Source organism: Rubellimicrobium mesophilum DSM 19309 (genome assembly GCF_000600335.2).
GTDB lineage: Bacteria > Pseudomonadota > Alphaproteobacteria > Rhodobacterales > Rhodobacteraceae > Rubellimicrobium > Rubellimicrobium mesophilum.
Window position 1 is genome coordinate 54,451 of sequence record NZ_KK088563.1, and the last position, 24,611, is coordinate 79,061.

20 protein-coding genes and 1 pseudogene are annotated in these 24,611 nt (G+C 72.2%); 8 read left to right on the plus strand and 13 right to left on the minus strand.

What is annotated here, in order from left to right; translation table 11 throughout:
• Nucleotides 1-86 precede the first annotated feature (86 nt).
• The 9 genes from RUMESO_RS08675 to RUMESO_RS08715 form a co-directional block, all read right to left on the minus strand.
• Nucleotides 87-1,064: an ABC transporter permease gene (locus tag RUMESO_RS08675; protein ID WP_037279684.1), complete on the minus strand. Its 978-nt coding sequence runs from the start codon at nucleotides 1,062-1,064 to the stop codon at nucleotides 87-89.
• The gene (locus RUMESO_RS08680; RefSeq protein ID WP_037279685.1) at nucleotides 1,061-2,023 is read right to left on the minus strand and encodes an ABC transporter permease; all 963 of its coding nucleotides are present in this window, start codon (nucleotides 2,021-2,023) and stop codon (nucleotides 1,061-1,063) included. The genes RUMESO_RS08675 and RUMESO_RS08680 overlap by 4 nt, the downstream gene beginning before the upstream one ends.
• The gene (locus RUMESO_RS08685) at nucleotides 2,020-3,552 is read right to left on the minus strand and encodes a sugar ABC transporter ATP-binding protein (protein WP_245639205.1); all 1,533 of its coding nucleotides are present in this window, start codon (nucleotides 3,550-3,552) and stop codon (nucleotides 2,020-2,022) included. Before RUMESO_RS08685 ends, RUMESO_RS08680 begins: the two co-directional genes overlap by 4 nt.
• A gap of 33 nt (nucleotides 3,553-3,585) precedes the next feature.
• Nucleotides 3,586-4,617, minus strand: coding sequence for an ABC transporter substrate-binding protein (locus RUMESO_RS08690; RefSeq protein WP_037279688.1), 1,032 nt, complete (start codon nucleotides 4,615-4,617; stop codon nucleotides 3,586-3,588).
• A 40-nt stretch (nucleotides 4,618-4,657) separates the two neighbouring features.
• Nucleotides 4,658-5,566 carry a sugar phosphate isomerase/epimerase family protein gene (locus RUMESO_RS08695; protein ID WP_037279689.1) on the minus strand — a complete coding sequence of 303 codons (909 nt, stop codon included), beginning with the start codon at nucleotides 5,564-5,566 and terminating at the stop codon, nucleotides 4,658-4,660.
• Nucleotides 5,563-6,714, minus strand: coding sequence for a Gfo/Idh/MocA family protein (locus tag RUMESO_RS08700; protein ID WP_037279716.1), 1,152 nt, complete (start codon nucleotides 6,712-6,714; stop codon nucleotides 5,563-5,565). Before RUMESO_RS08700 ends, RUMESO_RS08695 begins: the two co-directional genes overlap by 4 nt.
• A gap of 11 nt (nucleotides 6,715-6,725) precedes the next feature.
• Entirely contained in the window at nucleotides 6,726-7,451 is a 726-nt protein-coding gene (locus RUMESO_RS08705; protein ID WP_037279691.1) for an SDR family NAD(P)-dependent oxidoreductase, read from the minus strand.
• Between the two features lie 95 nt (nucleotides 7,452-7,546).
• On the minus strand, nucleotides 7,547-8,323 hold the full coding sequence (locus RUMESO_RS08710; protein ID WP_037279693.1) for an SDR family oxidoreductase: 777 nt from the start codon (nucleotides 8,321-8,323) through the stop codon (nucleotides 7,547-7,549).
• A 48-nt stretch (nucleotides 8,324-8,371) separates the two neighbouring features.
• Nucleotides 8,372-9,373: an MBL fold metallo-hydrolase gene (locus tag RUMESO_RS08715; RefSeq protein ID WP_037279694.1), complete on the minus strand. Its 1,002-nt coding sequence runs from the start codon at nucleotides 9,371-9,373 to the stop codon at nucleotides 8,372-8,374.
• A 313-nt stretch (nucleotides 9,374-9,686) separates the two neighbouring features.
• On the opposite strand from RUMESO_RS08715, the gene RUMESO_RS08720 reads away from it, so the two are divergent.
• From RUMESO_RS08720 to RUMESO_RS08730, 3 genes are all read left to right on the plus strand, one after another.
• Nucleotides 9,687-12,989, plus strand: a complete 3,303-nt coding sequence (locus RUMESO_RS08720; protein ID WP_156362779.1) for a PAS domain-containing protein — start codon at nucleotides 9,687-9,689, stop codon at nucleotides 12,987-12,989.
• Between the two features lie 85 nt (nucleotides 12,990-13,074).
• Entirely contained in the window at nucleotides 13,075-15,153 is a 2,079-nt protein-coding gene (locus RUMESO_RS08725; RefSeq protein WP_037279695.1) for a 4Fe-4S binding protein, read from the plus strand.
• On the plus strand, nucleotides 15,150-16,025 hold the full coding sequence (locus tag RUMESO_RS08730) for an FAD:protein FMN transferase (protein WP_037279696.1): 876 nt from the start codon (nucleotides 15,150-15,152) through the stop codon (nucleotides 16,023-16,025). Before RUMESO_RS08725 ends, RUMESO_RS08730 begins: the two co-directional genes overlap by 4 nt.
• 72 nt (nucleotides 16,026-16,097) lie before the next feature.
• Here RUMESO_RS08730 and RUMESO_RS08735 read toward each other — a convergent pair whose 3' ends face one another.
• Nucleotides 16,098-17,000 (minus strand): substrate-binding periplasmic protein, encoded by a 903-nt coding sequence (locus RUMESO_RS08735; protein ID WP_156362780.1) that lies wholly within the window; start codon nucleotides 16,998-17,000, stop codon nucleotides 16,098-16,100.
• Nucleotides 17,001-17,003: 3 nt separating this feature from the next.
• The gene (gene pedF, locus RUMESO_RS08740; protein WP_037279697.1) at nucleotides 17,004-17,693 is read right to left on the minus strand and encodes a cytochrome c-550 PedF; all 690 of its coding nucleotides are present in this window, start codon (nucleotides 17,691-17,693) and stop codon (nucleotides 17,004-17,006) included.
• Between the two features lie 174 nt (nucleotides 17,694-17,867).
• Here pedF and RUMESO_RS08745 point away from each other — a divergent pair, with 174 nt between their 5' ends.
• From RUMESO_RS08745 to RUMESO_RS08755, 3 genes are all read left to right on the plus strand, one after another.
• Entirely contained in the window at nucleotides 17,868-19,061 is a 1,194-nt protein-coding gene (locus RUMESO_RS08745; RefSeq protein WP_037279698.1) for an ABC transporter substrate-binding protein, read from the plus strand.
• A 58-nt stretch (nucleotides 19,062-19,119) separates the two neighbouring features.
• Nucleotides 19,120-20,088 carry a PQQ-dependent catabolism-associated beta-propeller protein gene (locus RUMESO_RS08750; RefSeq protein ID WP_051521148.1) on the plus strand — a complete coding sequence of 323 codons (969 nt, stop codon included), beginning with the start codon at nucleotides 19,120-19,122 and terminating at the stop codon, nucleotides 20,086-20,088.
• A 100-nt stretch (nucleotides 20,089-20,188) separates the two neighbouring features.
• Nucleotides 20,189-20,716, plus strand: coding sequence for a tetratricopeptide repeat protein (locus RUMESO_RS08755; protein ID WP_037279720.1), 528 nt, complete (start codon nucleotides 20,189-20,191; stop codon nucleotides 20,714-20,716).
• On the opposite strand, the gene RUMESO_RS08760 is transcribed toward RUMESO_RS08755, so the two are convergent.
• Nucleotides 20,656-21,351 (minus strand): ABC transporter ATP-binding protein, encoded by a 696-nt coding sequence (locus RUMESO_RS08760; RefSeq protein WP_245639206.1) that lies wholly within the window; start codon nucleotides 21,349-21,351, stop codon nucleotides 20,656-20,658. The genes RUMESO_RS08755 and RUMESO_RS08760 overlap by 61 nt on opposite strands.
• Nucleotides 21,352-21,357: 6 nt before the next feature.
• Nucleotides 21,358-22,329: an ABC transporter substrate-binding protein gene (locus RUMESO_RS08765; RefSeq protein ID WP_037279700.1), complete on the minus strand. Its 972-nt coding sequence runs from the start codon at nucleotides 22,327-22,329 to the stop codon at nucleotides 21,358-21,360.
• 192 nt (nucleotides 22,330-22,521) lie between these two features.
• Between RUMESO_RS08765 and RUMESO_RS08770 the strand changes: the two genes are divergently transcribed.
• Nucleotides 22,522-24,288 carry a PQQ-dependent methanol/ethanol family dehydrogenase gene (locus RUMESO_RS08770; protein ID WP_037279701.1) on the plus strand — a complete coding sequence of 589 codons (1,767 nt, stop codon included), beginning with the start codon at nucleotides 22,522-22,524 and terminating at the stop codon, nucleotides 24,286-24,288.
• A 139-nt stretch (nucleotides 24,289-24,427) separates the two neighbouring features.
• Nucleotides 24,428-24,611: pseudogene (locus tag RUMESO_RS08775) on the plus strand (DNA-binding response regulator); the annotation flags it as partial.

Here is a 24,611-nt window from a genome sequence, read left to right on the forward strand (position 1 = left end):
CGCCGGGTGGCCTCCCAGGGACGGGATCACCTTGGCAGAGGCAGGTTAAGGAACGGTTAACGGCGCCGGGAAAAAGACGCGGCGCCCTAGCCCTGGTCCGTCAGCCGCGCATAGAGCGCCGTCACCGCGAGGATGATCCCGCCGAAGATGATGCGCCGCGCGCCCTCGGGCATCTGCAGGAGCGTGAGCAGCGTGTTCAGAACCGTCAGGATCAGCGCGCCGACGATGGTGCCCGAGTAGCTCCCCCGGCCGCCGAAGATCGAGGTCCCGCCGATCACCGCCGCCGCGACGGAGGGGAGCAGCAGGGGCTCGGCCAGCGACAGCGACGGCGCCTTGATGAGGCCGACGTAGAGGAGACCCGCCACGCCCGCGATCAGCGCCGACAGGACGTAGAGGCCGAAGTAGACCTGCCAGGCCCGCACGCCCGAGAGCCGCGCCGCGTTCTCGTTGGCCCCGATGGCGTAGAGGAGCCGCCCGAAGCCGGTGCGGCGCTGCGCCAGGAGCAGGATGACGGCGAAGGGGACGAACAGCACCAGGGCGTTGGGCATCCCCCAGGTCCGCCCGGTGCCGAGCCATTCGAGCGAAGCCGGGACGACCGACCCCGTGGCGATCACGCCGCGCTGGTAGACCTGGAGGCAGCCGGTCCCGATCAGCCCCGTGCCCAGCGTCATGATGAGCGGATGCACCCGGCAGATGCCCACGCCGAAGCCGTTCACGAGGCCGATCAGCACCGCTGGGAGGAGCGACAGGACGATGGCGAGGCCCGTCCCCACCTGCGGCTCCTGCGTCGCCACGACGAAGGCGGCGATGGTGGCGACCACGCTCGCCGACAGGTCGATGCCGCCCGTCAGCATGGTCAGCGTCTGGCAGGCCGCGAGCATGGCGAGGGGGATCGCGAACTTGACGGTGTTGCCGATCCAGCGCTCGTTGACGATGCCGGGGCGAAGGACCTGCAGGAGCAGGACCAGCAGCGCCAGCAGGATCAGGAGCGTCACCACCGGGTTGTCCCGCAGGAATCGCCCGATCCGCGCCGCCGGAGAGGGTTGGTCCGCCGCCATGCTCATGCCCGTCGTCCCCTCACCGCCAGAATGCCGCCCAGCATCACCACCACGGCCATGATCGTGCCCTCCACGATGGTCGTCACGTTGGGGTCCACCGAGAGCAGCGTCAGGTCGAGGCGGACGATCCTCAGGATGAACACCGCCACGATGGGGCCGAGGAGCCCGCCGCGCCCGCCGCCCAGCACCACGCCGCCCAGCACCACCGCCGCGACGGCGGCGAGGAGGTAGGGGCCGGGGATGGGCTCGCCGATGCCGGTGGAGAGCGTGACCGACAGCCCGCCCATCGCCACCAGCACCCCGGCGATGGCGTAGGCCGCGACCCGCGTCGCGCCGATGGAGACGCCGGAGCGGAAGGCCGCCGTCGCGTCGCTGCCGATGGCGTAGATCGAGAGGCCCAGCCGGGAGCGCCGGAGCGGCAGCCAGACGAGCATCAGGAGGACCGCCAAGACCACCAGCGACTTCGGGATCAGCGACACCACCGGACCCGGCGCGATGGGTCCGAGGATGACCTCGCGCAGCCAAGGGGTCGCCGCGCCGCCCGGGGCCTTGAGGATCAGGAGGGCCACGCCCTCCCAAACGAAGCTCATGGCGAGGGTCACGACGATGTCGGGGAGCCGCGTCGCCACGACCAGTGCCCCGTTCAGCGCACCCATCGCCGCGCCGAGCGCCAGCACCGCCAGCACCACGAGCCAGGTCTGGGTAACCCCCGCCCCCTCCATGAGGACGGCGGCGGTGACGCCGACGACCGCCATCATCGCGGCCACCGACAGGTCGATGCCGCCCGCGATCACGACGACCGCCGTCGCCGCCGTGGCGAAGGCGAAGGGCAGCGCAGCACGCGTCACGGATTCGAGACCCGAGGCGCCGAAGCTCGGCTGGATCAGCTTGGTGACGATCAGGAGCAGGATCAGGAGGCCGACCAGCCCCAGGACCCAGCCGTTCCGCGACAGGCCCCGCATCATGCCCGCACCTCGCGGGCGGTCAGGCCGTAGGCTGCGCGCATCAGCATCGGCTCGTCCGCGTCCTGCGCGTCGAGCACGTCCACCACGCGCCCGTTGAAGATGACCACCACGCGGTCGCAGGCGGCTTGGATCTCGCCCAGCTCCGAGGTGTAGAACAGCACGGAGGCCCCCTGCGCGGCGAGGTCGCGGACCAGCGCGTAGATCTGCCGCTTGGTCCGCACGTCGATCCCGCGCGTGGGATCGAAGAGGAGGAGGGTCTGGACGCCCCCCGCGATCCAGCGCGCGATGGTCACCTTCTGCTGGTTGCCCCCGGAGAGCCTGCGCACCTCGCCCTGCGCGCGGGTGTCGATCTGCAGTCGCTCGATGGCCTGGGCGACCTGTGCGCCCTCTCGCCGCATGGCGATGGGGCCCCAGTGGCGGGGCCGGGCGACGTAGGGCACGGCGATGTTCTCGCGCACGGAGCGGCTGGAGAGCAGCGCCTCGGCCCGGTCGCCGGGCACGAGGGTCAGGCCGGCCGCGATGGCGTCGGCGGGGTGACGGAAGCTCTGCGGCTGCCCGTCTATCTCGATGGTGCCCCCGCCCGGGCGGCGGAACCCGGCGAGCGCGTCGAAGAGCTCGTCCTGCCCCTGCCCTTCCAGGGCGACGACGCCGAGGACCTCGCCCTTGTGGAGGTCGAAGGACACGTCGGCGAGCTTGGTCCCGGCGGCGAGGCCCCGCACGCGAAGGCGCGGCGTGCCGGTGGTCGCGGGACCCGTCGCCTCGCGGGCCCTGGCCTGGGCCGGGCTCAGCGCGGCGCCCAGCATCAGCGTCACGATCTTCTCCTCGACGCCCGGCTCGATGGGGAGGTCGCCCACGGTGGCCCCGTCGCGCAGCACGGTCGCGCGGTCGCAGAGCTGCGAAATCTCCGCGAAACGGTGCGAGATGTAGATGACGGAGCGCCCGGCATCGGCCTGCTCGCGCACGACCTTCAGCACCCGCTCCACGAGGTCGGTGGGCAGCGCCGCCGTCATCTCGTCGAGGAGGAGGACGTCGGGCTCGCTCGCCAGCGCGCGGGCGAGGTCGAGGATGCGGAGCGTCGCAAGCGGAAGGTGCCGGATCGGGTCGTCCATGGGCGGGTCGGGGATGCCGAGCTCTCGCACCCAGTGGTGGAACGGCTCGCGCGGGGTGCCGCCGAGCCGCAGGTTCTCGTCGAGGTCGAGGTCGGGGATCAGCGACGGCTCCTGGTAGACCGGCACGAGGCCGCCCCGCCGTGCGGCGCCGGGCGAGCCGAAGCTCTGGTCCCGGCCCCGGATGCGGAGCGTCCCGCCGTCGCGCCGCAGCGCGCCGGTCAGGATCTTGACCAGCGTGGACTTGCCCGCCCCGTTCGCCCCCATGAGGGCCACGACCTCGCCCCGGCGCACCCGGAGCGAGGCGTCGCGCAGCGCGACCACCGCGCCGAACCGCTTGGAGACGCCCTGGGCGTCGAGGATCGGCGCGTCGGCCGCCGCGTCGGTCATGGAAATGGAAGTGCTGCCTTCTTCAGTGGTCATGGCCCCCGGGCGATCGCCGGGGGCCTGCCGTTCTCACTCGCCCGGGCCCTTGCAGGCGATGACCTCGTCGGTCGTGTAGGTCGTCCAGTCGGGGATCGAGACGCTGACCGGCCATTCGGGATCGAGGTTCGGGTTCTGCGCGCCCTGGAGCTTGGCCTTGCCCTCGTCGCTGACGTTGTCCCAGATCTCGGGCGTGACGAGCACGGTCTGCTCGGCCGGCTTCTGGCCCTGCAGGATCTGGAGCGCGAGCGTCACGCCCGCGCCGCCGATGGAGCCGGGGTTGGTGACCGCCGCACCCTGCAGGCCCTCGACGCTCTGAAGCTGGCCCACGAAGCCCGCGTTGTCGGCGCCGACGATGGGCACGAGCGGGGCCTCGGATTCGGTGAAGGCGTCCACGATCACGTTGTCGATGCCCGAGGTCCAGACGCCGTCGAAGGGCACGCCCGAGGCCAGGATGTCGAGCATCTGCTGCTTGCCCTGGTCCTGCTGCCAGCCGGTGAAGACCTCCTGCGCGACGCTGACGTTCGGATACTCGGCGAGCGCCCGCTTGAAGCCCGCGTCGCGGTCGTTGTCCGCGCCCGCGCCCGCCGCGCCGCGCATGTAGACCACCGACCCCTCGCCGCCCATCTGCTCGAACAGCCACTTGGCCCCGAGATAGGCGTATTCCTCCTGGTTGTTGGAGATGTTGTAGGCGCTGGGCTCGGTCACGGCCTGGTCCACGGCCACCACCACGATGCCGGCGTCCGTGGCCTCCTTGATCGCGGCGTTGACCGCGTCGGCCGAGGAGGGGTTGACGACGATGGCATCGACGCCCGCCTGGATCAGGTTGCGGATGTCCTCGAGCTGGCCCGCAGCGTCGGTGTTCCGGTGCGCGATGTTGAGCGAATCGACCATGCCGGAATCGAGCGCCTGCGCCTTCATCGCGCAGATCATCTCCTCGCGCCAACCGTTGCCCTGCACGGTGTTCGAGATGCCGATGGTGTATTTCTGGTCCTGGGCCGAGGCGGCCCCGGCCAGCGCCATCGACAGCGCCATCGCGGCAGTGCCCAGATACAAAGCCTTCATTCGTCGTCCTCCCTGTTTTTCATTGTCTTCCCGGCGGCCCCTACTTCACGAAGGGACGCAGCACGTCGCGAGCCAGCAGGAACCCGCGCTTGATCATGTCGTCCGACCCTTCGAAGTTCCGGTCCTCGTGTTCGATGATGATGGGGCCATCGTAGCCCGCGCGATAGAGCGCTGAAAAGATGTCAGGCCAATTCACGTCGCCGAGACCCGGCATCCGGGGCACCTGCCACCCCATGCCGACCGACATGACCCCGTTCTCGTAAAGGCCGTCGCGGTCGATCATCACGTCCTTGGCGTGGGCATGGACCATGCGGGACCCGAACTCGCGGATGAAGCGGCGCTGGTCGATCATCTGCCAGACGAGGTGCGAGGGGTCGTAGTTCATCCCCACGCCGTCCCATTCGAGGATGCGCCGCCAGATCTTGGGCGAGTAGGCGATGTTGTGGCCCCCCGGCCATTCGTCGTGGGAGAAGATCATCGGGCAGTTCTCGAAGGCGAGCGTCACCCCGTGGTCGCGCGCATGGGCCACGATCTCCGGGAAGATGGCCTGCGCGCGGGTCCAGTTCTCCTCGACGTTGAGCCGGCGGTCGCCTCCGACGAAGGTGTTGACGACCGGCACGCCCATCAGCCCCGCGGCCGCGATCACCTTCTTCAGGTGGCCGATCACCTGCTCGCGATGCGCTTCGTCCGCGTGGAGCGGGTTCGGGTAGTAGCCCAGCGCCGAGATGGCGAGGCCCTTGTCGGCCACCTGCCCTGCGACCTCGCTGGCCCGGTCCCGGGTCATGCCGTCCACGTCGATGTGCGAGGTGCCCGCGTAGCGCCGCGTCTCGCCGGAGGCGCGAGGCCAGCAGGCGATTTCCAGCGCCTCGAAGCCGGCCTCGGCAGACCAGTCCGCGACGTCCGAAAGGTCGGTGTCCGGGAATGGCGCGGTCAGCAGGCCCAGCTTCATGTCGTCGTCTCCCTCACGTCCACCCAGCGTCCCTCGCGCGCGCTGGCCAGCACGGCGTCGCAGAACAGCATCTCGTAGTGCCCGTCCTCGAAGCTTGCATAGGTCGAGCCCGGCTGTCGCCCCCCGGCGGCGACGTCGCCGTAGACCTGCCGGAAGAGCGCGAAGAACGTGTCGGCGAAGCCCTCGACGTGCCCGCCGGGCAGGCTCGCCGCCTCGCGGCCCAGGCCGTTCATCAGGCCGGGGTCGCGCTGGAGGATCTGGTTCGGCCCGTCGCGGTGCCCGATCCAGAGGTGGTCCGGCGTCTCCGCCCCCCAGGCCGCCGAGGCCGCCGACCCGGCGATGTCCCAGGCCGAGAAGTTCTTGCGCCCGAAGTTCACCTGGCTAATCGCGACCGACCCCTTCGCGCCGTTCGGATAGCGCAGGAGGAGGAGCGCCGAATCGTCGGTCGTGATGGTCCGGGGCTCGGTCGCGCCCTGCGACCGTGAAAACGTCTCGACCGGACCCACGGGCTTGCGCCGCTCGGGGATGAAGGTGGTGAGCTCGGCCAGCACCTGCACCGGCTTCATCCCGGTGATGAAGCTCGTGAGGTCGATCCAGTGGGTGCCGATGTCGCCCACGGACCGCAGCACGCCCCCGGCTTCGGGCTCCAGCCGCCAGTTCCAGTCGGTGTCCTTGGCGAGCCAGTCCTGCAGGTAATGCCCTGTGACGAGGCGGATGTCCCCGAGCTCGCCCGCCTGCACCATCCCCCGCGCCTGCTGGTTCAGCGGGTAGAAGCGCGTGTTGTAGCAGACCGCCGCGACCCTGCCGCTGTCGCGGGCGAGCCGCACCATCTCGGCCGATTCCCCGGAGGTCATGGACAGGGGCTTCTCGCAGACGACGTGCTTCCCGGCGGCGAGGATGGACTTCACCTGGCTGTAGTGCGCGTGGTTGGGAGAGGTGACATGGACCACCTGCACGCCGGGGTCGGCGAGCATCTCCTCCAGCGAGTTATAGGCCCGGTCTACGCCCAGCGCCCGCGCGCGTTCGCCTCCGCGCCCGGGGCTGCTCCCCAGCACCCCCGCGATCCGCACCCCGAGCCGCCGCAGCGCCCAGAGATGCACCGTCCCGATGAACCCCGTCCCGATGACGGCAGCGCCGATTTCGTTCATGCCCTGCCCCGTCATACGACCGAATAGCCCCCGTCCACCGCGAGGCAGGTCCCCGTCATGAAGCCCGACAAGGGCGAGGCCAGGAACAGCACCGGCCCGGCGATGTCCTCGGGCTGGCCCCAGCGGCCCATGGGGGTCCGCGCGCTCACCGCCGCGACGTGGGCGGGGTCGGTGCGACTCCGCGCCGACTGCTCGGTCACGATGAAGCCGGGCGCGACCGCGTTGACCCGGATGCCGTCCGAAGCCCAGGCGATGGCGAGCGACTTGGTGAGCTGCGCGACCGCCGCCTTGCTCGCCCCATAGGCCGGGTTCCGGGGGCTGCCGAACATCGCATACATGGAGGCGATGTTGATGACCGTCCCCCGGCTCTCGCGAAGCTGCGGATGGAAGGCCGAGGCGCAGCGGAAGGTCCCGTGCAGGTTCACGTCCACGACGCGCTGGAAGAACGCGGGCTCCATCTCCTCCCCCCGCGAAGTGATGGCCGCGCAGTTCACCAGCACGTCGAGCCGCTCCACGCCTTCGGCCAGTGCCCGCACGGCGTCGAGGTCGGTCACGTCGAGCCGGTCGTAGCGGAAGCGGTCCCGGTCCTCCTCGGCGGGCTCGGGCTCCGCGCCGGTGATGGCGACGGTCGCGCCCGCCTCCTGGAAGGCCCGCGCGATGGCGGCCCCGATCCCGGCCCGGCTCGCGCCGATCACCAGCACCTCGGCCCCCGAAAAGTCGAACTGGTTCGCCGCCATGTCCCTCTCCCCGCCGGGACTTTCCGGGCGGAGGCGGCTCAATGCAAGACAATTTTCATTTTCGGGATCCCGGCACGCCCGTTCCGCAACCCACGCTAGGCGCCGGTCACCCGCTGCTCCAGGTCCAGCGCCACCCCGGTCATCGGGGCCGAGGCGTCGCTCAGCAGGAACACCGCCAGCCGGGCCGCCTCCCCGGGCTCCAGCAGCCGCCCGAGCGGCATCCGCGCGGCCGCCGCCTCCAGCCACCCCGGCCCGTGGCCGAGGGTCTCGCTCTGCATCCGGTGCTCGGCCTCGGTCGCGGCCCAGCCGAGGTTGATGCCGTTCACCCGGATGCGGTCCCGCAGATGCGCGTTGGCGGCGTTCTTCGTCAGCGTCAGCAGCGCCCCCTTGGTCGCGGAGTAGATGGCGAGGTCCGGCGCCCCGCAATGGGCGTTGATCGACAGGACGTTGACGATCGCCCCCGCCGCCCCACGCGCCACCATGTCGCCGATCGCCTCCCGCATCAGGAAGTAGGGCGCGCGGGCGTTGACGGCGAAGAGCTCCTCCCAGACCCCGGGCGTCCCGTCGAGCATCGAGGCCCGCGTCGTCAGCCCCGCCGCGTTCACCAGCCCGTCGATCCGCCCGAATCGCCGCCGCGCCGCGCCCGCGATGGCGGCGGCCGAGCCGAGATCCGACAGGTCCGCGCCCACCGTCTCCACGGCGGGGCCCTGCCCGGCGATCCCCTCGCCCACCGCCCGGCACCCATCCGCATCGCGGTCGGACAGCACCAGCGCCCCCGCGCCCGACTCCGCCGCGAGCCGCGCCACCGCCGCGCCGATCCCGCTCGCCGCGCCGGTGACGACGACGACCTTCCCCGAAAGCTCGACCTTCATCCCCTCGCCTCCTCCGGGGCGACTCATCTCCCGGCCGCGCCCCCTGCGTCAACGGCCCCCGGGCCAAGGCGGCTCCACCGTCTCGCCCGGATGGAGCGGCCGGAACCGCCCGGGCGCCACCCCCGCCTCCGCCAACGCGCGCGCGAGGTCCCGGGGCGGGTCGCCCAGCTCCTCCCAGGTCAGCCGGAACGCCCCCCAGTGATGCCCGAAGGCCTGCCGCGCCCCGCAGTCGAGCATGATCCGCACGGCCTCGCCCGGATCGACGTGCTCGTCGCCCACATACCAGCGCGGCTCGTAGGCGCCGATGGGGATCAGCGCCACGTCCGGCGGCCCGTAGACCTCGCGCACCCGCCGGAAGAAGCGCCCGTCCCGATAGGCCGTGTCGCCGACGTGGTAGAGCACGCCCCCGTTCGCGTCCGTCACCACCCAGGACCCCCAGAGCGCCCGCCAGCGGTCGAAGGGAGTCCGTCCGGACCAGTGGAAGGCCGGCTCCAGATGGGCCGTGACGCGATGCGAGAGCCGGACCGACTGCCCCCAGTCCATCGCCTGCACCGCGATCCCCGCATCGTAGCCCCGGATGATCGTGTCGTTCCCCAGCGGCGTCAGCATCCGGCACCCGAACCGCCGCCAGAGCCGCGCGAGAGCCGGTCCGTCGAGGTGGTCCCAGTGGTTGTGCGTCACCAGCACCGCGTCGATGGGCGGCAGGTCCTCCCAGCGGATGCCCGGGGCGTGCGCGCGCTTGGGCCCCATGCCCTCGCGTGGGCCCAGCCACTGCGCGAAGACAGGGTCGATCAGCAGGTTCAGCCCGGCCACCTGCACGAGAAGGCTCGAATGCCCGATGAAGCCCAGCCGCAGCGCGTCCACCCGAGCGGGCGGCACGTCCGGCGCCACCGGGCGCAGGGCAGGCGGGCGACCCCGCGCGATCTGTCCCCGCACGAAGCTCAGATGCGCCGAGAGCGGTCGCCGGCGCGGACCGGGTAGCACGAAGAACCGCGCCCCGTCGAAGTGGTCGGACACCGGACCCTGGTAGTAGGCGTTGCGGCGTGGCATCCCGGTCGCTCACCGGGCGCCGGAGGGTCGCGCGGCAGCCCCGGGCATGGCAGCCTCCCCGAACGGGACCGGCCGCACGGGGCGATGAGCGTCTGGCATCCTGGCGTCCCTCCTCGGTTCGGGAGGGAGATAGCGACGCAGGGCCGAAGGGGAACCCGGAGGAGCCGCATCCGACCGGCGGGGGCCTCTGCCCCGGGCAGGCCCGAACTCCCTGGCAGGGAGCGGATGCGAGACGTTGCCGTCGAGGTATCCTTCGCTAGGTCAAGGTCGGGCCAAGGCCCTCGCCGATCACCTCTCCGGGAGACTCATGGCCTTGGTTCAGCAAGGATCCGACTGGCCCCAGGGCGGCGGCGAGATGGGCGCGCGCATCCGCGCCTTCGACTGGGCCTCCACCCAGCTCGGACCCATCCAGGACTGGCCCGACGGCCTTCGCGCCGTCGTGGCGCTGATGCTGGCCACGCCGCAGCCGGCCTGCCTGTGCTGGGGCCGCGACGCCGTCCCGCTCTACAACGACGGCTACGTCCCGATCCTCGGGAGCAGGCACCCGGGAGCGCTGGGCCGCGCCGGGCGGGAGGCCTGGGCGGAGGTCCCGGACGAGTTCGGGCCGGCGCTCCAGGCGGCCTTCGAGGGGAAGGCGACCGTCATCGAGGACCGCCCCGTGCCCGATCGGGGTCGCCCCGACCACCCGACGAGATGGTTCACCTTCTCCTGGACGCCCCTGCGTGGCGGGGACGGGACCGTCGAGGGCGCCTTCGGCCTGGCCACCGAGACCTTCGGCCACGCGCTGGCCGCGCGCCGGCGCGAGGAGCGGCAGGCCTTCCTGCTCGGGCTCTCGAACGCTCTGCGCCCCCTGGCCGACTCCGTCGCGATCCAGGGAGAGGCCTGCCGGCTCCTGGCCGAGAGGCTGGACGTGGAGCGCGCCTACTACGTGGAGGTGGACGAAGAGTCCGGCATCGCCCGGGTCGAGAGGGACCACGTCCGGGACGGCGGGATCTCCCTGGCCGGAGAGCACCGCATCGCCGACTTCGGCTGGTCCGTCGCGATCCTGCGGCGGGGCGACTGCCACGTCATCCGCGACGTCCGGTCGTCGCCTCTCGTTCCGCCAGCCGATCGCCCGGCCTCGGCGGCCCTCCGCATCGTCGCCTGCATGGGCGCCCCCCTCGTCAAGGCGGGCCGGCTCGTGGGGGCGCTCTGCGTCACCGAACCCGAGCCGCGCGACTGGACCGAAGGCGAGGTGGAGCTTCTCCGCGAGGTGGGGGAGCACATCTGGGCGGCGGTGGAGCGGGCCCGTGCCGAGGCCGCCCTGCGCGAGAGCGAGGCGCGCTCCCGCTCCCTCTTCGAGGCCGTCGACGCGGGGGTCTGCGTGGTCGAGGTCGACCTCGAGGCGGGAGAGGGACGCGCCGACTACCGGGTGGTCGAGGCGAATCCGGCCTTCTACGGGCAGACGGGTTTCCCGGCCTCCATCCTGGGCCTCTGGCTGCGCGAGGCCGCCCCGGCCCTCGAGGAGCACTGGTACGAGATCTACGGCCGCGTGGCCCGCAGCGGGGAGCCCGCGCGCTTCGAGCAGGGCTCCGACCTCCTCGGACGCTGGTTCGACGTCCATGCCTTCCGGGTGGACGCCGAGCGGCGCCGCGTGGCCATCCTGTTCAACGACATCTCGGCCCGGCGGCGGGCGGAGCTCGAGGTCCAGGCCCTCAACGCCGACCTCGAGGCCCGCGTGGCCGAGCGCACGGCCGAGCGCGACCGGGTCTGGCAGCTCTCGCGCGATCTCCTCGTGGTGGTGGGCGCGGACGGCATCTTCCGGGCCGTGAACCCGGCCTGGACCGCGATCCTGGGCCACGACCCCGAGGACGTCGTGGGCCACAGCTTCCGCGACTTCATCTGGCCCGAGGACGCGGAGCTGACCCAGAGCGGGCTGGACGAGGCGGCGGCGGCCCGCGACCTCACCTCCTTCGAGAACCGCTACCGCCACAGGGACGGCTCGCCGCGCTGGATCTCCTGGCACACCTCGGTCGAGGACGACCTCGTCTACGCCTACGGCCGCGACATCACCGCCGACAAGGAGCGGCAGGCCCGCCTCGAACGCGCCGAGGCCGCGCGTCGCGAGGCCTATGGCCTCTACCGGGCCTACTTCGACAACACCGCCGAGGCGCTCTTCGTGATCGGGGTCCTCCCCGACGGCGGCTTCACCATCGAGGAGCTCAACCCCGCCCACCAGGCCGCCACGGGGCTCGACCTCCGGGCGGTGCGCGGCCGCCGCGTCGAGGAGCAGCTCCCGCCCCCGATCGCCCAGAGGGTCATCGCCAACTACCGCAGCGCCGTGGAGCTCGGCCGCCCGGTGGCCTACCGCGAGGTCCTGGACCTGCCGGGCGGGACGAGGCACTGGGACACGATCCTCGTCCCCGTCCGCGTCGAGGATGGCCGCGTGACGCGGATCGTCGGCAGCTCGCGCGACGTCACCGCCCGGGTGCAGGCCGAGGACGCGCTGCGCCAGTCCCAGAAGATGGAGGGCATGGGCCAGCTCACCGGCGGCGTGGCCCATGACTTCAACAACCTCCTCACGCCGATCCTGGGCGCCCTCGACCGCCTCCAGCGGCGGGGCCTGGGAACCGAGCGCGACCAGCGGCTCGTCGAGGGCGCGCTCCAGTCGGCGGAACGGGCGCGGACCCTCGTCCAGCGCCTCCTGGCCTTCGCGCGCCGCCAGCCGCTGCAGGCCCGGGCCGTGGACGTGGGCGAGCTCGTGCGGGGGATGGCCGACCTCGTGGCGAGCACGACAGGTCCCCAGATCCGCGTCTCGGTCGAGACGGCGCCCGACCTGCCCTTCGCGCGCGCCGACGCCAACCAGCTCGAGATGGCGGTCCTGAACCTCGCCGTGAACGCGCGGGACGCCATGCCCGAGCGCGGCACCCTGCGGATCACCGCCAACGGCGAGACGGTCGGCGCCCGGCATCCCTCCGGCGCGGCCCCCGGCCGCTACCTGCGCCTCTCGGTCGCGGATACCGGCACCGGCATGGACGAGGCGACGCTCGCGCGCGCGGTGGAGCCCTTCTACTCCACCAAGGGGCTCGGGCGCGGCACGGGGCTCGGCCTCAGCATGGTCCACGGCCTCGCCGCGCAACTGGGCGGGGCGCTCACCATCCGGAGCCGGCCGGGGCTCGGCACCAACGTCGAGCTCTGGCTTCCCGTGGCCGAGGACGGCGGCATCGCCGAGGCGGGCCCCCCGGACGACCCGCGCGAGGCGGCCGTGCCCGGCAACGGGACGGTGCTCCTGGTGGACGACGAGGACCTCGTGCGCGCCACCGCCGCCGACATGCTGGCCGACCTGGGCTACGGGGTCGTCGAGGCCTCCTCGGCCGAGGAGGCGCTGCGCCGGCTGGAGGCCGGGCCGCCGCCGGACCTCCTCCTGACCGATCACCTGATGCCCGGCCTGACGGGGACCGAGCTGGCGCGGATCGCCAGGTCGCGCGACCCGGGCCTGCCCGTGCTCGTCATCAGCGGCTACGCCGACGCCGAGGGGATCGACCCCGACCTCCCGCGCCTCGCCAAGCCCTACCGCCGCTCCGACCTCGCCGCGAGCCTTGCCGGGCTGGTCCGCCCCGCCGCACCCCCACGCTAGCGCCGCGCGCCGCCTTCGGGAGCCCGCTCGGACCGCGACCAAGGTCTCATGTGCGGGATTTGGGCGCCTGCCTATCCTCGCCCGCATGGCCGCGCTCCGCCTCCTCCTCGCCCTCTTGGCCCTGCTCCTCGGGCCCATGGCGCGCGCCGAGGTGCTGGACCGCGAGGCGCTCTCGACCTTCGTCCGCCCGCCCATGTCCGTGGGCGAGCCGGTCAGCGACCGGGGGGTCTGGGAGCTCCTGAATTCCGGCGGGGCGCTGGCCGGCTACGTCTTCGAGACCGAGCCCATGGCGCCCATCCCCGGCTTCTCGGGCGCGCCCATCGACCTCTTCGTGGCCATCGACCTCGACGGCCGCTTCATCGACGTGAGGATCATCTCCCAAAACGAGCCGATCTTCGTCTCGGGCCTGGGCGAGGCGCCCTTCCGCGCCTTCCTGGAGCAGTATCGCGGCCTCTCCATCTCGCAGCCGATGGTGGTCGGAACCCCCTACGGCGACGCCGGGGGCGGCTCGGCGCTGATCTACCTCGACGGCGTGACCAAGGCGACCGCCTCGGTCCGCATCGCCCACGAGTCCCTCCTCGCCGCCACGCGCGAGGTCGTGCGCGAGAAGATGGAGGGCGTGGCCTCCGCCCCGCCCGCCGCACCCGACCCCGCGCATGAGGAGGACCTGACCTGGGCCGACCTTGTGAGGCAGGGCATCGCCACGCGCCACCTCGTCACCAACGCCGAGATCGACGCGGCCTTCGTCGGCACCACCTGGGCCCATGACGATCCGGAGGCGCAGGCCGACCCTTCGGGCGCCTATCTCGACCTCTGGATCGTGGACCTCGGGCCGCCCTCCATCGCCCGCGCGGCGCTCTCGCCCGAGACGGTGGAGCGCCTCGCCCGCTTCCTCGAGATCACCCCCAGCGCCGAGCCGATCCTACTGATCGACGCGGGCCGCCACGGCCTCGTGTCGGAGGACTTCGTCCGCAACACGGCCCCCGACCTCCTGACCGCCACCCAGGACGGCCTGCCCGTGGCGCTGCGGGACGCCGACCTGACCGTAGGCCTCGCCGAGGGCGTGCCGCAGGGCACGGCCATGATCCTCCGCACCGACCGGCGGCTCGGCTTCGACCCCTCCCGCCCCTGGACGCTGGAGGTCGAGGCCCTGCGCGAGCACGGCTCCTTCCAGCCCGAGATCGGCCGCACGACCCTAACGGCCGGGCACTCCACCCCCGAGCGGTTCTTCCTGCGCGAGGACGCCACGGCCCAGCCCGCCTCGCCCGTGGTCGAGGCCCTGCGCAGCCGCGCCACCGACCTCGCCATCCTGGGCGGGCTGCTGATCGCGCTCCTCATCCTCGTGGGTCCGCTCATGCACCGCGTCGCGCGCCGGGGCTGGCTCACGCCGGTGCGCCTGACCGTGCTGGCGGTCGTGCTGGGCTTCGTTGGCTGGTGGGGCCAGGGGCAGCTTTCCATCGTCACCGTCCTCGGGCTGGTCCAGGCGGGCACGGAGGGGCGGAGCCTCGCCTTCCTCCTCTACGATCCCTTCTCGCTGATGGTCTGGGGCGTGGCGATCCTCGGCTTCGTCCTCTGGGGCCGGGGCCTCTTCTGCGGCTGGCTCTGCCCCTTCGGCGCGCTGCAGGAGTTCGCCCACCACGCGGGCCGCCTGCTCCGCCTGCCGCAATGGGAGCCCAACGCCGCATGGGACCGGCGGCTGAAGTGGGTGAAGTATCTCCTCCTCGCCGGCCTCGTCGCCACCGTCCTCATCGCCCCACGCGAGGTCGAGACCGCCGCCGAGGTCGAGCCCTTCAAGACGGCGATCACCGTCCTCTTCGTCCGCGACTGGTTCTATGTCGTCTATGCGGGCTTCTGGCTCGTCCTCGGCCTCTTCCTCTTCAAGGGCTTCTGCCGCTACGTCTGCCCGCTCGGCGCTGTCATGGCGCTGGGCGGCCTCCTGCGCGGGCGCGACTGGATCGAACGGCGCGCGGAATGCGGCTCGCCTTGCCATCTCTGCAAGGTCCGCTGCCGCTACGGCGCGATCAAGGCCTCGGGGCGGATCGACTACTCCGAATGCTTCCAGTGCCTCGACTGCGTCCAGATCATCGACGACGCGAAGCAATGCGTCCCCCGCATCCTCGCCGCCCGGGCGCCGATCCGGGCCCCTCGCAAGGAGGCCGCATGAGGCGCCGCCGCTTCCTCCAGATCGTCGCCGCGGCCGCGCTCGCGCCCGTCCAAGCCTTCGCGCGGGACCGTCGCATCGCGCTGGGCGCCGAGGCGGAGCTGACCCTCTACGGCCCCCCGGACCTCACCGCCCGCGCGCAGGCTCGCGCCTGGGCCGAGCTCGACCGGATCGAGTCCGTCTTCAGCCTCTACTGCGAGGACTCCGCCCTCTCGCGCCTGAACGCTACCGGCCGGCTGGACGCGCCGCCACCCGAGCTCCTCGACGTCCTCGCCCTCTCCGCCCGCCTCCACGAGGCCACCGAAGGCCGCTTCGACCCCACCGTCCAGCCCCTCTGGCTCGCGCTCGCCAACGGCGCCGACCCCGAGCCTGCGCGCCGCCTGATCGGCTGGGACGGCGTGACCATCACCGAAGCGGCGATCACCCTCCGCCCCGGCCAGGCCCTCACCCTCAACGGCATCGCCCAGGGCTATGCCACCGACCGCGTGACGCAGGTCCTCGCCGAGGAGGGCCTCACCCACGCCCTCGTCGACATCGGCGAGTTCCGCGCGCTCGAAGGCCCCTTCCACTTGGGCGTCGAGGACCCCGCCTTCGGCCGCCTCGGCCAGATCACCCTGAACGGCGCCGCCGCAGCCACATCGAGCCCCGGCGCCATGATCCTCCCCGACGGCTCCGGCCACATCCTCGACCCGCACGGCGGCGCGCCTGCCTGGTCCACCGTGACCGTCACCGCGCCTACCGCCGCCCTCGCCGATGGCCTCGCCACCGCGCTCTGCCTCGCGGACGCTGAGGCGGCGCGGCGCATCCTCGCCGCCCTCGGCCCCGGCCTCCGCGCGACGGCCGTCACGCGGGATGGCGACCTCCTCACCCTCTGACGAAAAGGCGCCCCGGGCGGAGGGCCACGGGGCGCAGTCGGGTCCGACAGGGAGGAGTCTGGACCGAAACCCTTACCGCTCGGGCGCCTCGAAGGTGAGCCCGTGCTCCTCGAACAGCGCCGCGATCCGCCCGTCCGCGAGCGCCGCCGCGATGGCGTCGTCCGCCGCGTAGCCCAGGTCCCGGTGCGACATGTGCAGCGCCAGCCCCACCGTCCAGTCCACGATGGCAAGCCCCGGCAGCGGCGGCGCGTGGACCTTCACCCCCTCGCCCGCCCCCCATTCGAGCTGCGCGCGAGGCCCCATCGCCGCATTGACCTCCCCCGCCCGCAGCGCCGCCATGGCCTCGGCCATCGTCGGATAGCGCCGGATGTTGGCGTTGATCTGACCGCCCGGGAAGCTCGCCAGGTAGAAGTCCGAGATCGTGTCGTTCTGCACCGCCACCATGTCGAAGCGGAAGAAGGCGGGCGTCGGCGCCGTGTCGGGATAGGCCTCCTCGCGGTAGGCGATGGCGACGCGCTCCCGATAGGCCTGCCCGGTGAACACCGCCTGCTCCACCCGGCAGGCGAACTCGGTGTCGTAGGGGACATGGAGCATCATGTTGGCGACGACGTTCTCGCCCGCTCCCATCGGCAGCCCCTGCCAGACGTTGAACCGCAGGTCCGCCTCCAGGTTCTCGCCCGAGGCGACGAAGCGGAAGCGCGGCTCGACCCCCAGGGCCTCGGCCACGATCCGCCCGATGCCGATATCGATGCCCTTGGCCTCGCCGTCCTCCTCCCAGGAATAGGGCGGCAGCCGGTCGTAGGCCGCGAACTCGATCCAGCCCCGCTCCACGACCTCGTCGAGGTCGAGCCCCACCGGGTCGCGGTCCGCGTTCTGCACCCTCTGGCCGACGGGCAGCCCCTCGCACCGCGCGAGCGCGAGCCGGGGCATCGCCACGGTGCCCGCGAGGCCCGCCAGGACGGCACGCCTCCGCATGGCCTAGTGCGCGGCCGAGAGCGACACGGTGATGAGCTCGGCCGCCTCGTGGAACCGCTCGGGCGAGCCGTCGAGGATGTAGGCCGCCTCGGCCGCCGCGCTGTCCGCGACCAGCGCGCCCGAAAGCGTCTCGAAGCCCGCGTTGAGCTCCAGAAGCTCCGCCTTCAACGCCTCCACGTCGGCGCCCGAGGGGTCCTGCGCCAGCTCGGCCAGCCGGTCGCGCATCTCGGTCAGTTGCGGCGCGGCGTCCGTCACCTGCCGGTCGTCGGGACGCGTCTCGATGTAGGAGCGGATCGCCCAAGCGGCCTTCTGCCCCAGGATCTCCCCGAAGGCCGGCATCTTGGTGATGCCGTTCTGGGTCATGCCGTGCTGGAACCGCTCGGCGAACCACTCGTCGCCGTATTCCTCGGCCTCCAGGTAGCGCAGGTCGGGCGCCAGCCCCCCGGAGATCGCCCCCAGCCCGTGGCAACGCGCGCAGTTCTGGTTGAACCCCGAGGAGCCCACGCGGATCGCCTCCTGGAACACCTCCGGCTCCATCCCGCGATAGGGGTTCTCCGTCAGCCACTCCTCGCCCACGTCGGGCAGCGAGTCGGTGTTGACGGGCTGCGGGGCCACTTCGCCATGGGCGAAGGCGAGGCCGGCAGCCAGGGTCAGGCCGGCCGCGAGCGGCCAGCGGGCACGAGTGATGGGCATGGAACTTCCTCCAGGGGCGCCTTCTCGGGGCGCGGTTGAGGAGGAGACTAGCCACGCCCCGGCGCCCCCCGCCATTCGACCTTGGTGGCAGCGGGCGTCCCCGCGCCTGCGACCATGGTCGCGGTTCGCCCGTTCCCCCGGGCCGCTATCCTGCCCCGCCAAGGGAGGACACCGATGCGACACGCCATGGCCGGCACCCTGCTGCTCGCCGCCCTCCTCGGGGCGAACATCGCCTTCGGGGCGAACCTCGCCGGGGCCGAGGACCTCGCGGTCCCCGTCGCCTACCTCCGCCAGGAGGTCGAGCGCCCGCCCGTCCTCTCCGACCTCGACCCGGTCCCCGGGGACGAGGGCGTCCAGGGCGCCCGGCTCGGCCTCTCCGACGACGCCACGACGGGGCGCTTCCTCGGCCACGACTACACCCTCTCCGAAGTGGACGTGCCCGTGGGCGGCGACCTCCTGTCCGCCGCGCGCGAGGCGCTGGCCGGGTCGCGCCTCCTCCTCATCGACGCGCCCGCCGCCGACCTCCTGCGCGTGGCCGACCTGCCCGAGGCGCAGGGCGCGCTCCTCCTCAACGTGGGCGCCCCCGACGACAGCTTGCGCGACGGCGACTGCCGCGCCAACGTCCTCCACGCACTCCCGTCGCTCGCCATGCGGGCGGACGCGCTGTCGCAGTTCCTCCTCGTGCGCCGCTGGACCGAGGTCGCGCTGCTCGCCGGCCCCTTCGCCGGCGACCAGGCCTGGGCGCAGGCCCTCCGCGACTCGGCCACCAAGTTCGGCCTCTCGCTGGAGGATGACCGCCCCTGGGACTTCCAGGGCGACCTCGGCCGCAGCGCGCAGTCGGAGATCCCCCTCCTCACCCAGGACTTCGCCGAGCACGACGTCCTCCTCGTCGCCGACGAGACCGGCGACTTCGGGCGCTACGTCCTCTTCAACACCTGGGAGCCCCGCCCCGTCGGCGGCTCCGAGGGGATCGTGCCCGTCGCCTGGTCCCCGGTGCTGGAGAACTGGGGCGCCTCGCAGCTCCAGTCCCGCTTCGCGGACCAGGCCGGACGCCCCATGCGCCCCAAGGACTACGCCGCCTGGACCGCGCTGCGCGCCATCGGCGAGGCCGTCACGCGCACGGGCAGCAACGACCCGGCCGCCTTACGCTCCTACATGCTGTCGCCGGACTTCGAGCTCGACGGCTTCAAGGGGCGGCCCCTGAGCTTCCGCGACTGGGACGGCCAGCTCCGCCAGCCCATCGCCATCGTCCAGCCCCGCGCCATGATCGCCATGGCCCCCTTCGAGGAGTTCCTCCATCAGTCGAACGAGCTCGACACCCTCGGCCGCGACCGGCCCGAGAGCGCCTGCCGAGCCTTCGCCCCGTAGGGGACGCAACGCTCGTTGGTCTCGCAATGCGTTAACCCTTTTCCGGCATGATGACCCCATGAGCCCACGAATCGCCCCAGCCCTGACCGCCCTCGCCCTCCTCCTCGCCACCCCCGCCCGCGCCGGCGAGATGTGGATCACCAACGAGCTCGACGACACCATCAGCGTCCTCGACACCGACAGCTTCGAGGTCCTCCGCACGATCCCGACCGGGGAGCGTCCGCGCGGCATCACCTTCGCCCCCGACGGCACGGTGGCCTATGTCTGCGCCTCGGACAGCGACGCCGTTCAGGTCATCGACGCCGAGACCGGCGAGATCCTCCACGACCTTCCCTCCGGCGAGGACCCGGAGCAGTTCGCCCTCGCACCGGACGGCCAGCACCTCTGGATCGCCAACGAGGACGACGCCGTGACGACCGTGGTGGACGTCTCGACCCGCCGCGTCGCCGCCCAGATCGACGTGGGGATCGAGCCCGAGGGCATGGCCGTCTCGCCCGACGGCAGCCTCGCCATCACGACCAGCGAGACGACCAACATGGCCCACTGGATCGACACCGCGACCTATGAGCCCGTGGCCAACACCCTCGTGGACACCCGCCCCCGCGACGCCGAGTTCGCCAAGGACGGCGCCGAGCTCTGGGTCTCCGCCGAGATCGGCGGCACGGTCACGGTCTTCGACGTGGCGACCCAGGCCCAGAAGACTCAAGTGACCTTCGCCATCCCCGGCGTGAACGACGACCAGATCCAGCCCGTGGGCTTCGCCTTCACGCCCGACGGCCACACCGCCTTCGTCGCGCTCGGCCCCGCCAACCACGTCGCCGTGGTCAACGCCGACACCTACGAGGTCGAGGACTACATCCTCGTCGGCCGCCGCGTCTGGCACCTCGCCTTCGACGCCACCGGCGGGAAGCTCTTCACCACCAACGGCGTCTCGGGCGACGTGACGGTGATCGACGTGGAGGGCCGCGAGGCGATCCAGACCGTCAAGGTCGGCCGCTTCCCCTGGGGCGCGGCGCTCCGGCCCTGACGGGTCAGGAGCCATGCCAAGATCTACGACCATGGGCGACATGACCGACGCCCCGCGGCGCGCTACCCTCAGTGCCATCCTGCGGAACGGGAGTCCTCCGATGATCCTGCGCGCGACGCTCCTCGTCCTCCTGGCCGCCCCTGCTCTCGCCGACGAGCACGGCACCACCAACCCCGAGGAGATGACCCTCGACCGCATGGTCGAGAACGCCCAGAACGGCCAGACCGACATGGCCACCTGCGCCTCGGGCTACCTCATGACCAAGTCCGGCAACCATGTCGCCGCGCGCCAGACCTTCGAGGCCTGCGCCGACGCGGGCTACACCGGCGCGATGACCTGGATGAGCTACCTCGAGGACAACGGCTTCGGCGGCGACACCAACCCGGACGCCTCGACCGAGTGGAACCGCCGCGCCGCCGAAGCCGGGGACCCCATCGGGATGTTCAACCACGGCCTCGACCTCATGCGCGGCCATGGCACGTCCGATGACCAGGCGCGCGGCCGGGCGCTGGTGGACCAGGCGGCCGCCGCCGGGGTGACGGACGCCCAGGACCTGGTGGACTCGGGCTACGACCTCGACGTGGTCACGCCCGACGCCGACAACTGGAAATACGCCCCGGTGTTCTGACGCTCCTCCACGATCCCCGCCGGGCGCCCGCCCAGCCGCAGGATGCGGTCAGCGAGCGCCTCGGCCTCGCGCGGGTCGTGGGTGACGAGGAGCGTGGCCGTCCGGTGCCGCGCCCTCAGCCCCTCGAACAGCAGCATCATCTCCCGCGCCCGCGCCTCGTCGAGCGACACGAAGGGCTCGTCCATCAGGAGGAGGTCCGGCTTGCAGGCGAAGGCCCGCGCCAAGGCCAGCCGCCGCTGCTGGCCCAGCGAGACCTGCCCCGGATACCGCCTGCCCAGGCCCCCGAGCCCGACCTCCCCGAGCGCCGCCTCGGCCTCGTCGGGGCCGATCCCGGCGGCGAGCGTCAGGTTCTGCGAGAGCGTCCGCCAGGGCAGCAGCGTCGGCTCCTGGAAGACCATGGCGAGGCGCCCGTCCAGCCGGACCGATCCCTCCGGCCCACGCCCGAGCCCCGCGACGAGCCGCAGCAGCGAGGTCTTCCCGATCCCGGAGGGCCCGGTCAGGGCGACCGTCTCGCCCCGCCGCACCCTCAGCCGCACCGGCCCCAGGATCGGGGTCGCGCCGAAGGACAGGCCGGGGAGGTCGAGGTCGAGCACCACCGGCCCGGCGGCCCCGATCTCCGGCCCCAGGTCCAGCACCTTGCCTCAGCCGCCCGCGCCCACGAAGACGCCCTCGGGCAGCGACGTGACCGACCCGACCAGCTCCTCGCCACCCAGCTCCGCCATCAGGCGCAGCATCCGGTCGGCGGCCGCCTCGTCCACCGGCCCCTCGGCCGGCGTCCCGGCAAGGAACCCCGCCTTCAGCGCCGCGAACTCCTCGTCGCTCCCGGCGTTCATGATCGGCCGGATGCGCTCCCAGGCCGAGTCGTCGCTGGCCAGCATCGCCTTCGCCTCGCGAGAGGCGGCGGCGAGCCCCCCGGCCAGCCCCGGATGCTCGGCCAGCGTGGATTCGTGCAGCACGTAGCCCAGCAACGGCGTGTCGGGATCGAGCCCCAGCGCCTGCGCCGCGTCCGACACCGAGACCAGCTCGCGCATCCCGGCGGCCTCCATCTTGGCCTGGAAGTGCCAGAAGTTGATCGCGCCCGCGACGTCGCCCGACAGCGCGGTCTTATAGATCAGGGGCGGCGCGCCGAAGACCTGCTCGGTCTCGGCCTGGAGGTCCATCCCGTATTCCTGCTGCGCGTAGGCGCGCAGGATCAGCCAGCTCTTGTCCACCGGCCCGCCCGCGATGCCGATCTGCCCGCCAGCGAGGTCCTTGAGCGTCTGGGCCGGGCTGTCCGCCGGCACCATGAGGCCGCCCACGGCCTTGGAATAGGGCAGGAAGACGAGGTCCATCCCCTCCGCCCGCTGCCGCGCGACCCAGAGCCAGTCGGACACGATCACGTCCACCTCGCCGGCGAGGAACGCCGTCTGCGCGGCTGGCGCCCCGGCCAGCTCCTCGACCTGCAGGTCGAAGCCGTTCCTCGCGTCGAGCCCGTAGTGCTCGATCGTGTCGAGCTCCCAGAGCACCGTCCCGGCGGCCTGGACGCCCGCCTTGAGGACCGGCTCCTCGGCATGGGCGGCGGTGGACAGAAGAAGGGCGGCGAGCACCCCGGCGGCGGCAAGGCGGATGGTCATGGCGCTCCTCCCAAAGCTGGACGGAGCGTAACAGCGCGGGCCACCCGGGAAATAAGACCAAAGCCGCAGCCCGGCACGGCCCGTTTACGACCAACATCGCATATCCGGGGGCCCCGCCCCATGCCGATACTCCCCTTCGGGCCGGCCTGCGCGAGGGCACGGGACAAGGCCAATCCGCTTCGGGAGGACCACATGACACGACTGCTTCTGGCCGCGACGGTCAGCCTACTGGCCGTAACCTCGGCCCAGGCCCAGGTGACGCAGGAGGACATCGCCAACGACGCCACCACCACCGGCGACGTCGTCACCAACGGCATGGGGCAGACGCTCCAGCGCTACAGCCCGCTCGACACCCTGAACCGCGACAACGTCCGCAACCTTGTCCCGGCCTGGGCCTTCTCTCTCGGCGGCGAGAAGCAGCGCGGGCAGGAGACCCAGCCCCTCGTCTACGACGGGATCATGTACATCACCGGCTCCTATTCCCGGATGTACGCCATCGACATCAAGACGGGGCAGGAGCTCTGGCAGTACGACGCCCGCCTGCCCGAGGGCATCCTCCCCTGCTGCGACGTGGTGAACCGGGGCGCCGCGATCTACGGCGACATGGTGATCTTCGGCACGCTGGACGCCCGGCTCGTGGCGCTCGACCGCAAGACCGGCGACGTGATCTGGAACAAGGAGATCGCCGACTACCGCGCGGGCTACAGCTACACCGCCGCGCCCCTGATCGTGAACGGCCTCGTCATCACCGGCAACTCGGGTGGCGAGTTCGGGATCGTGGGCGAGGTGCAGGCCCGCGACGTGGAGACCGGGGAGATCGTCTGGACCCGTCCCACCATCGAAGGGAACATGGGCACCCTGAACGGCGAGCCCAGCACGATGACCGGCACGCTCAACGCCACCTGGCCCGGCGACATGTGGAAGACCGGGGGCGGCGCGACCTGGCTCGGCGGTTCCTACGACGCCGAGACGGACACGCTGATCTTCGGCGCCGGCAACCCCTCGCCCTGGAACAGCCACCTGCGGAACGCGGGGACGCCCACCGAGGGCAACGCCGGCGACAACCTCTACGCCGCCTCGCGCATCGGCATCGACCCCGCCACCGGCGAGATCAAGTGGCACTTCCAGACCACCCCGCGCGAGGGCTGGGACTACGACGGCGTCAACGAGGTCGTGGCCTACACCGACCGCGAGGGGAACGGCCGCCTCGCCACCGCCGACCGCAACGGCTTCTTCTACATCCTCGACCGCCAGGACGGCCACTTCCTCCGCGCGACGCCCTTCGTCCAGGACATCTCCTGGGCCAGCGGCATCGACGACACCGGCCGCCCCATCTACAACGAGGAGAACCGTCCCGGCGCCCCCACCGCGGCGGCCGAGGGCGAGAAGGGCGAGACGGTCTTCGCGGTCCCGTCCTTCCTGGGCGGCAAGAACTGGATGCCGATGTCCTTCAGCCAGCGGACGGGCAACTTCTACGTGCCCTCCAACGAATGGGGCATGGACATCTGGAACGAGCCCGTCACCTACCGCGAGGGCGCGGCCTACCTGGGCTCGGGCTTCACCATCAAGCCGATCTTCGAGGACCACATCGGCGCCCTCAAGGCCATCGACCCCGACACCGGCGAGATCAAGTGGGAGTACCACAACGACGCCCCGCTCTGGGGCGGCGTGATGACCACCGCCGGCGGCCTCGTGTTCTTCGGCACCCCGGAGGGCGAGTTCAAGGCGCTCGACGACGAGACGGGGGAGACGCTGTGGAGCTTCCAGACCGGCTCCGGCATCGTCGGCCAGCCCATCACCTGGGAGCAGGACGGCGAGCAGTACGTCACCGTGGTCTCCGGCTGGGGCGGCGCCGTCCCGCTCTGGGGCGGCGAGGTGGCGAACCGGGTGAACTACCTCAACCAGGGCGGAATGGTCTGGACCTTCCGCCTGCCCAAGGAGCTGGCCTCGGCCGGCTGACCCCTGCCCCGTCCATGGCCGGCGGCGCGTCCCCCATGGGGCGCGCCGTTCACGTTTGCAGGCTGCGACCAAGGTGGGAGTGGCCTCGAAAGGGACCGCTGGCTAGTCTGGCGCCAACAGTCCGTGCCGGAGCCCCGCCATGCTGGCCTCGTCCCCCTCCTCCGCTCCGTCGGCGCCCCGGGCCTTCGCGAGCGCGCTCGTCGTGGATGACCATCCGCTGTTCTGCGACGCGCTGGCCATCACGCTGCGGGCGGTGGCGGGGGTGGGGCGCACCGAGGTGGCCGACAGCCTGGGCGCGGCGCTTGCGCGGCTGGCGGCGGGCG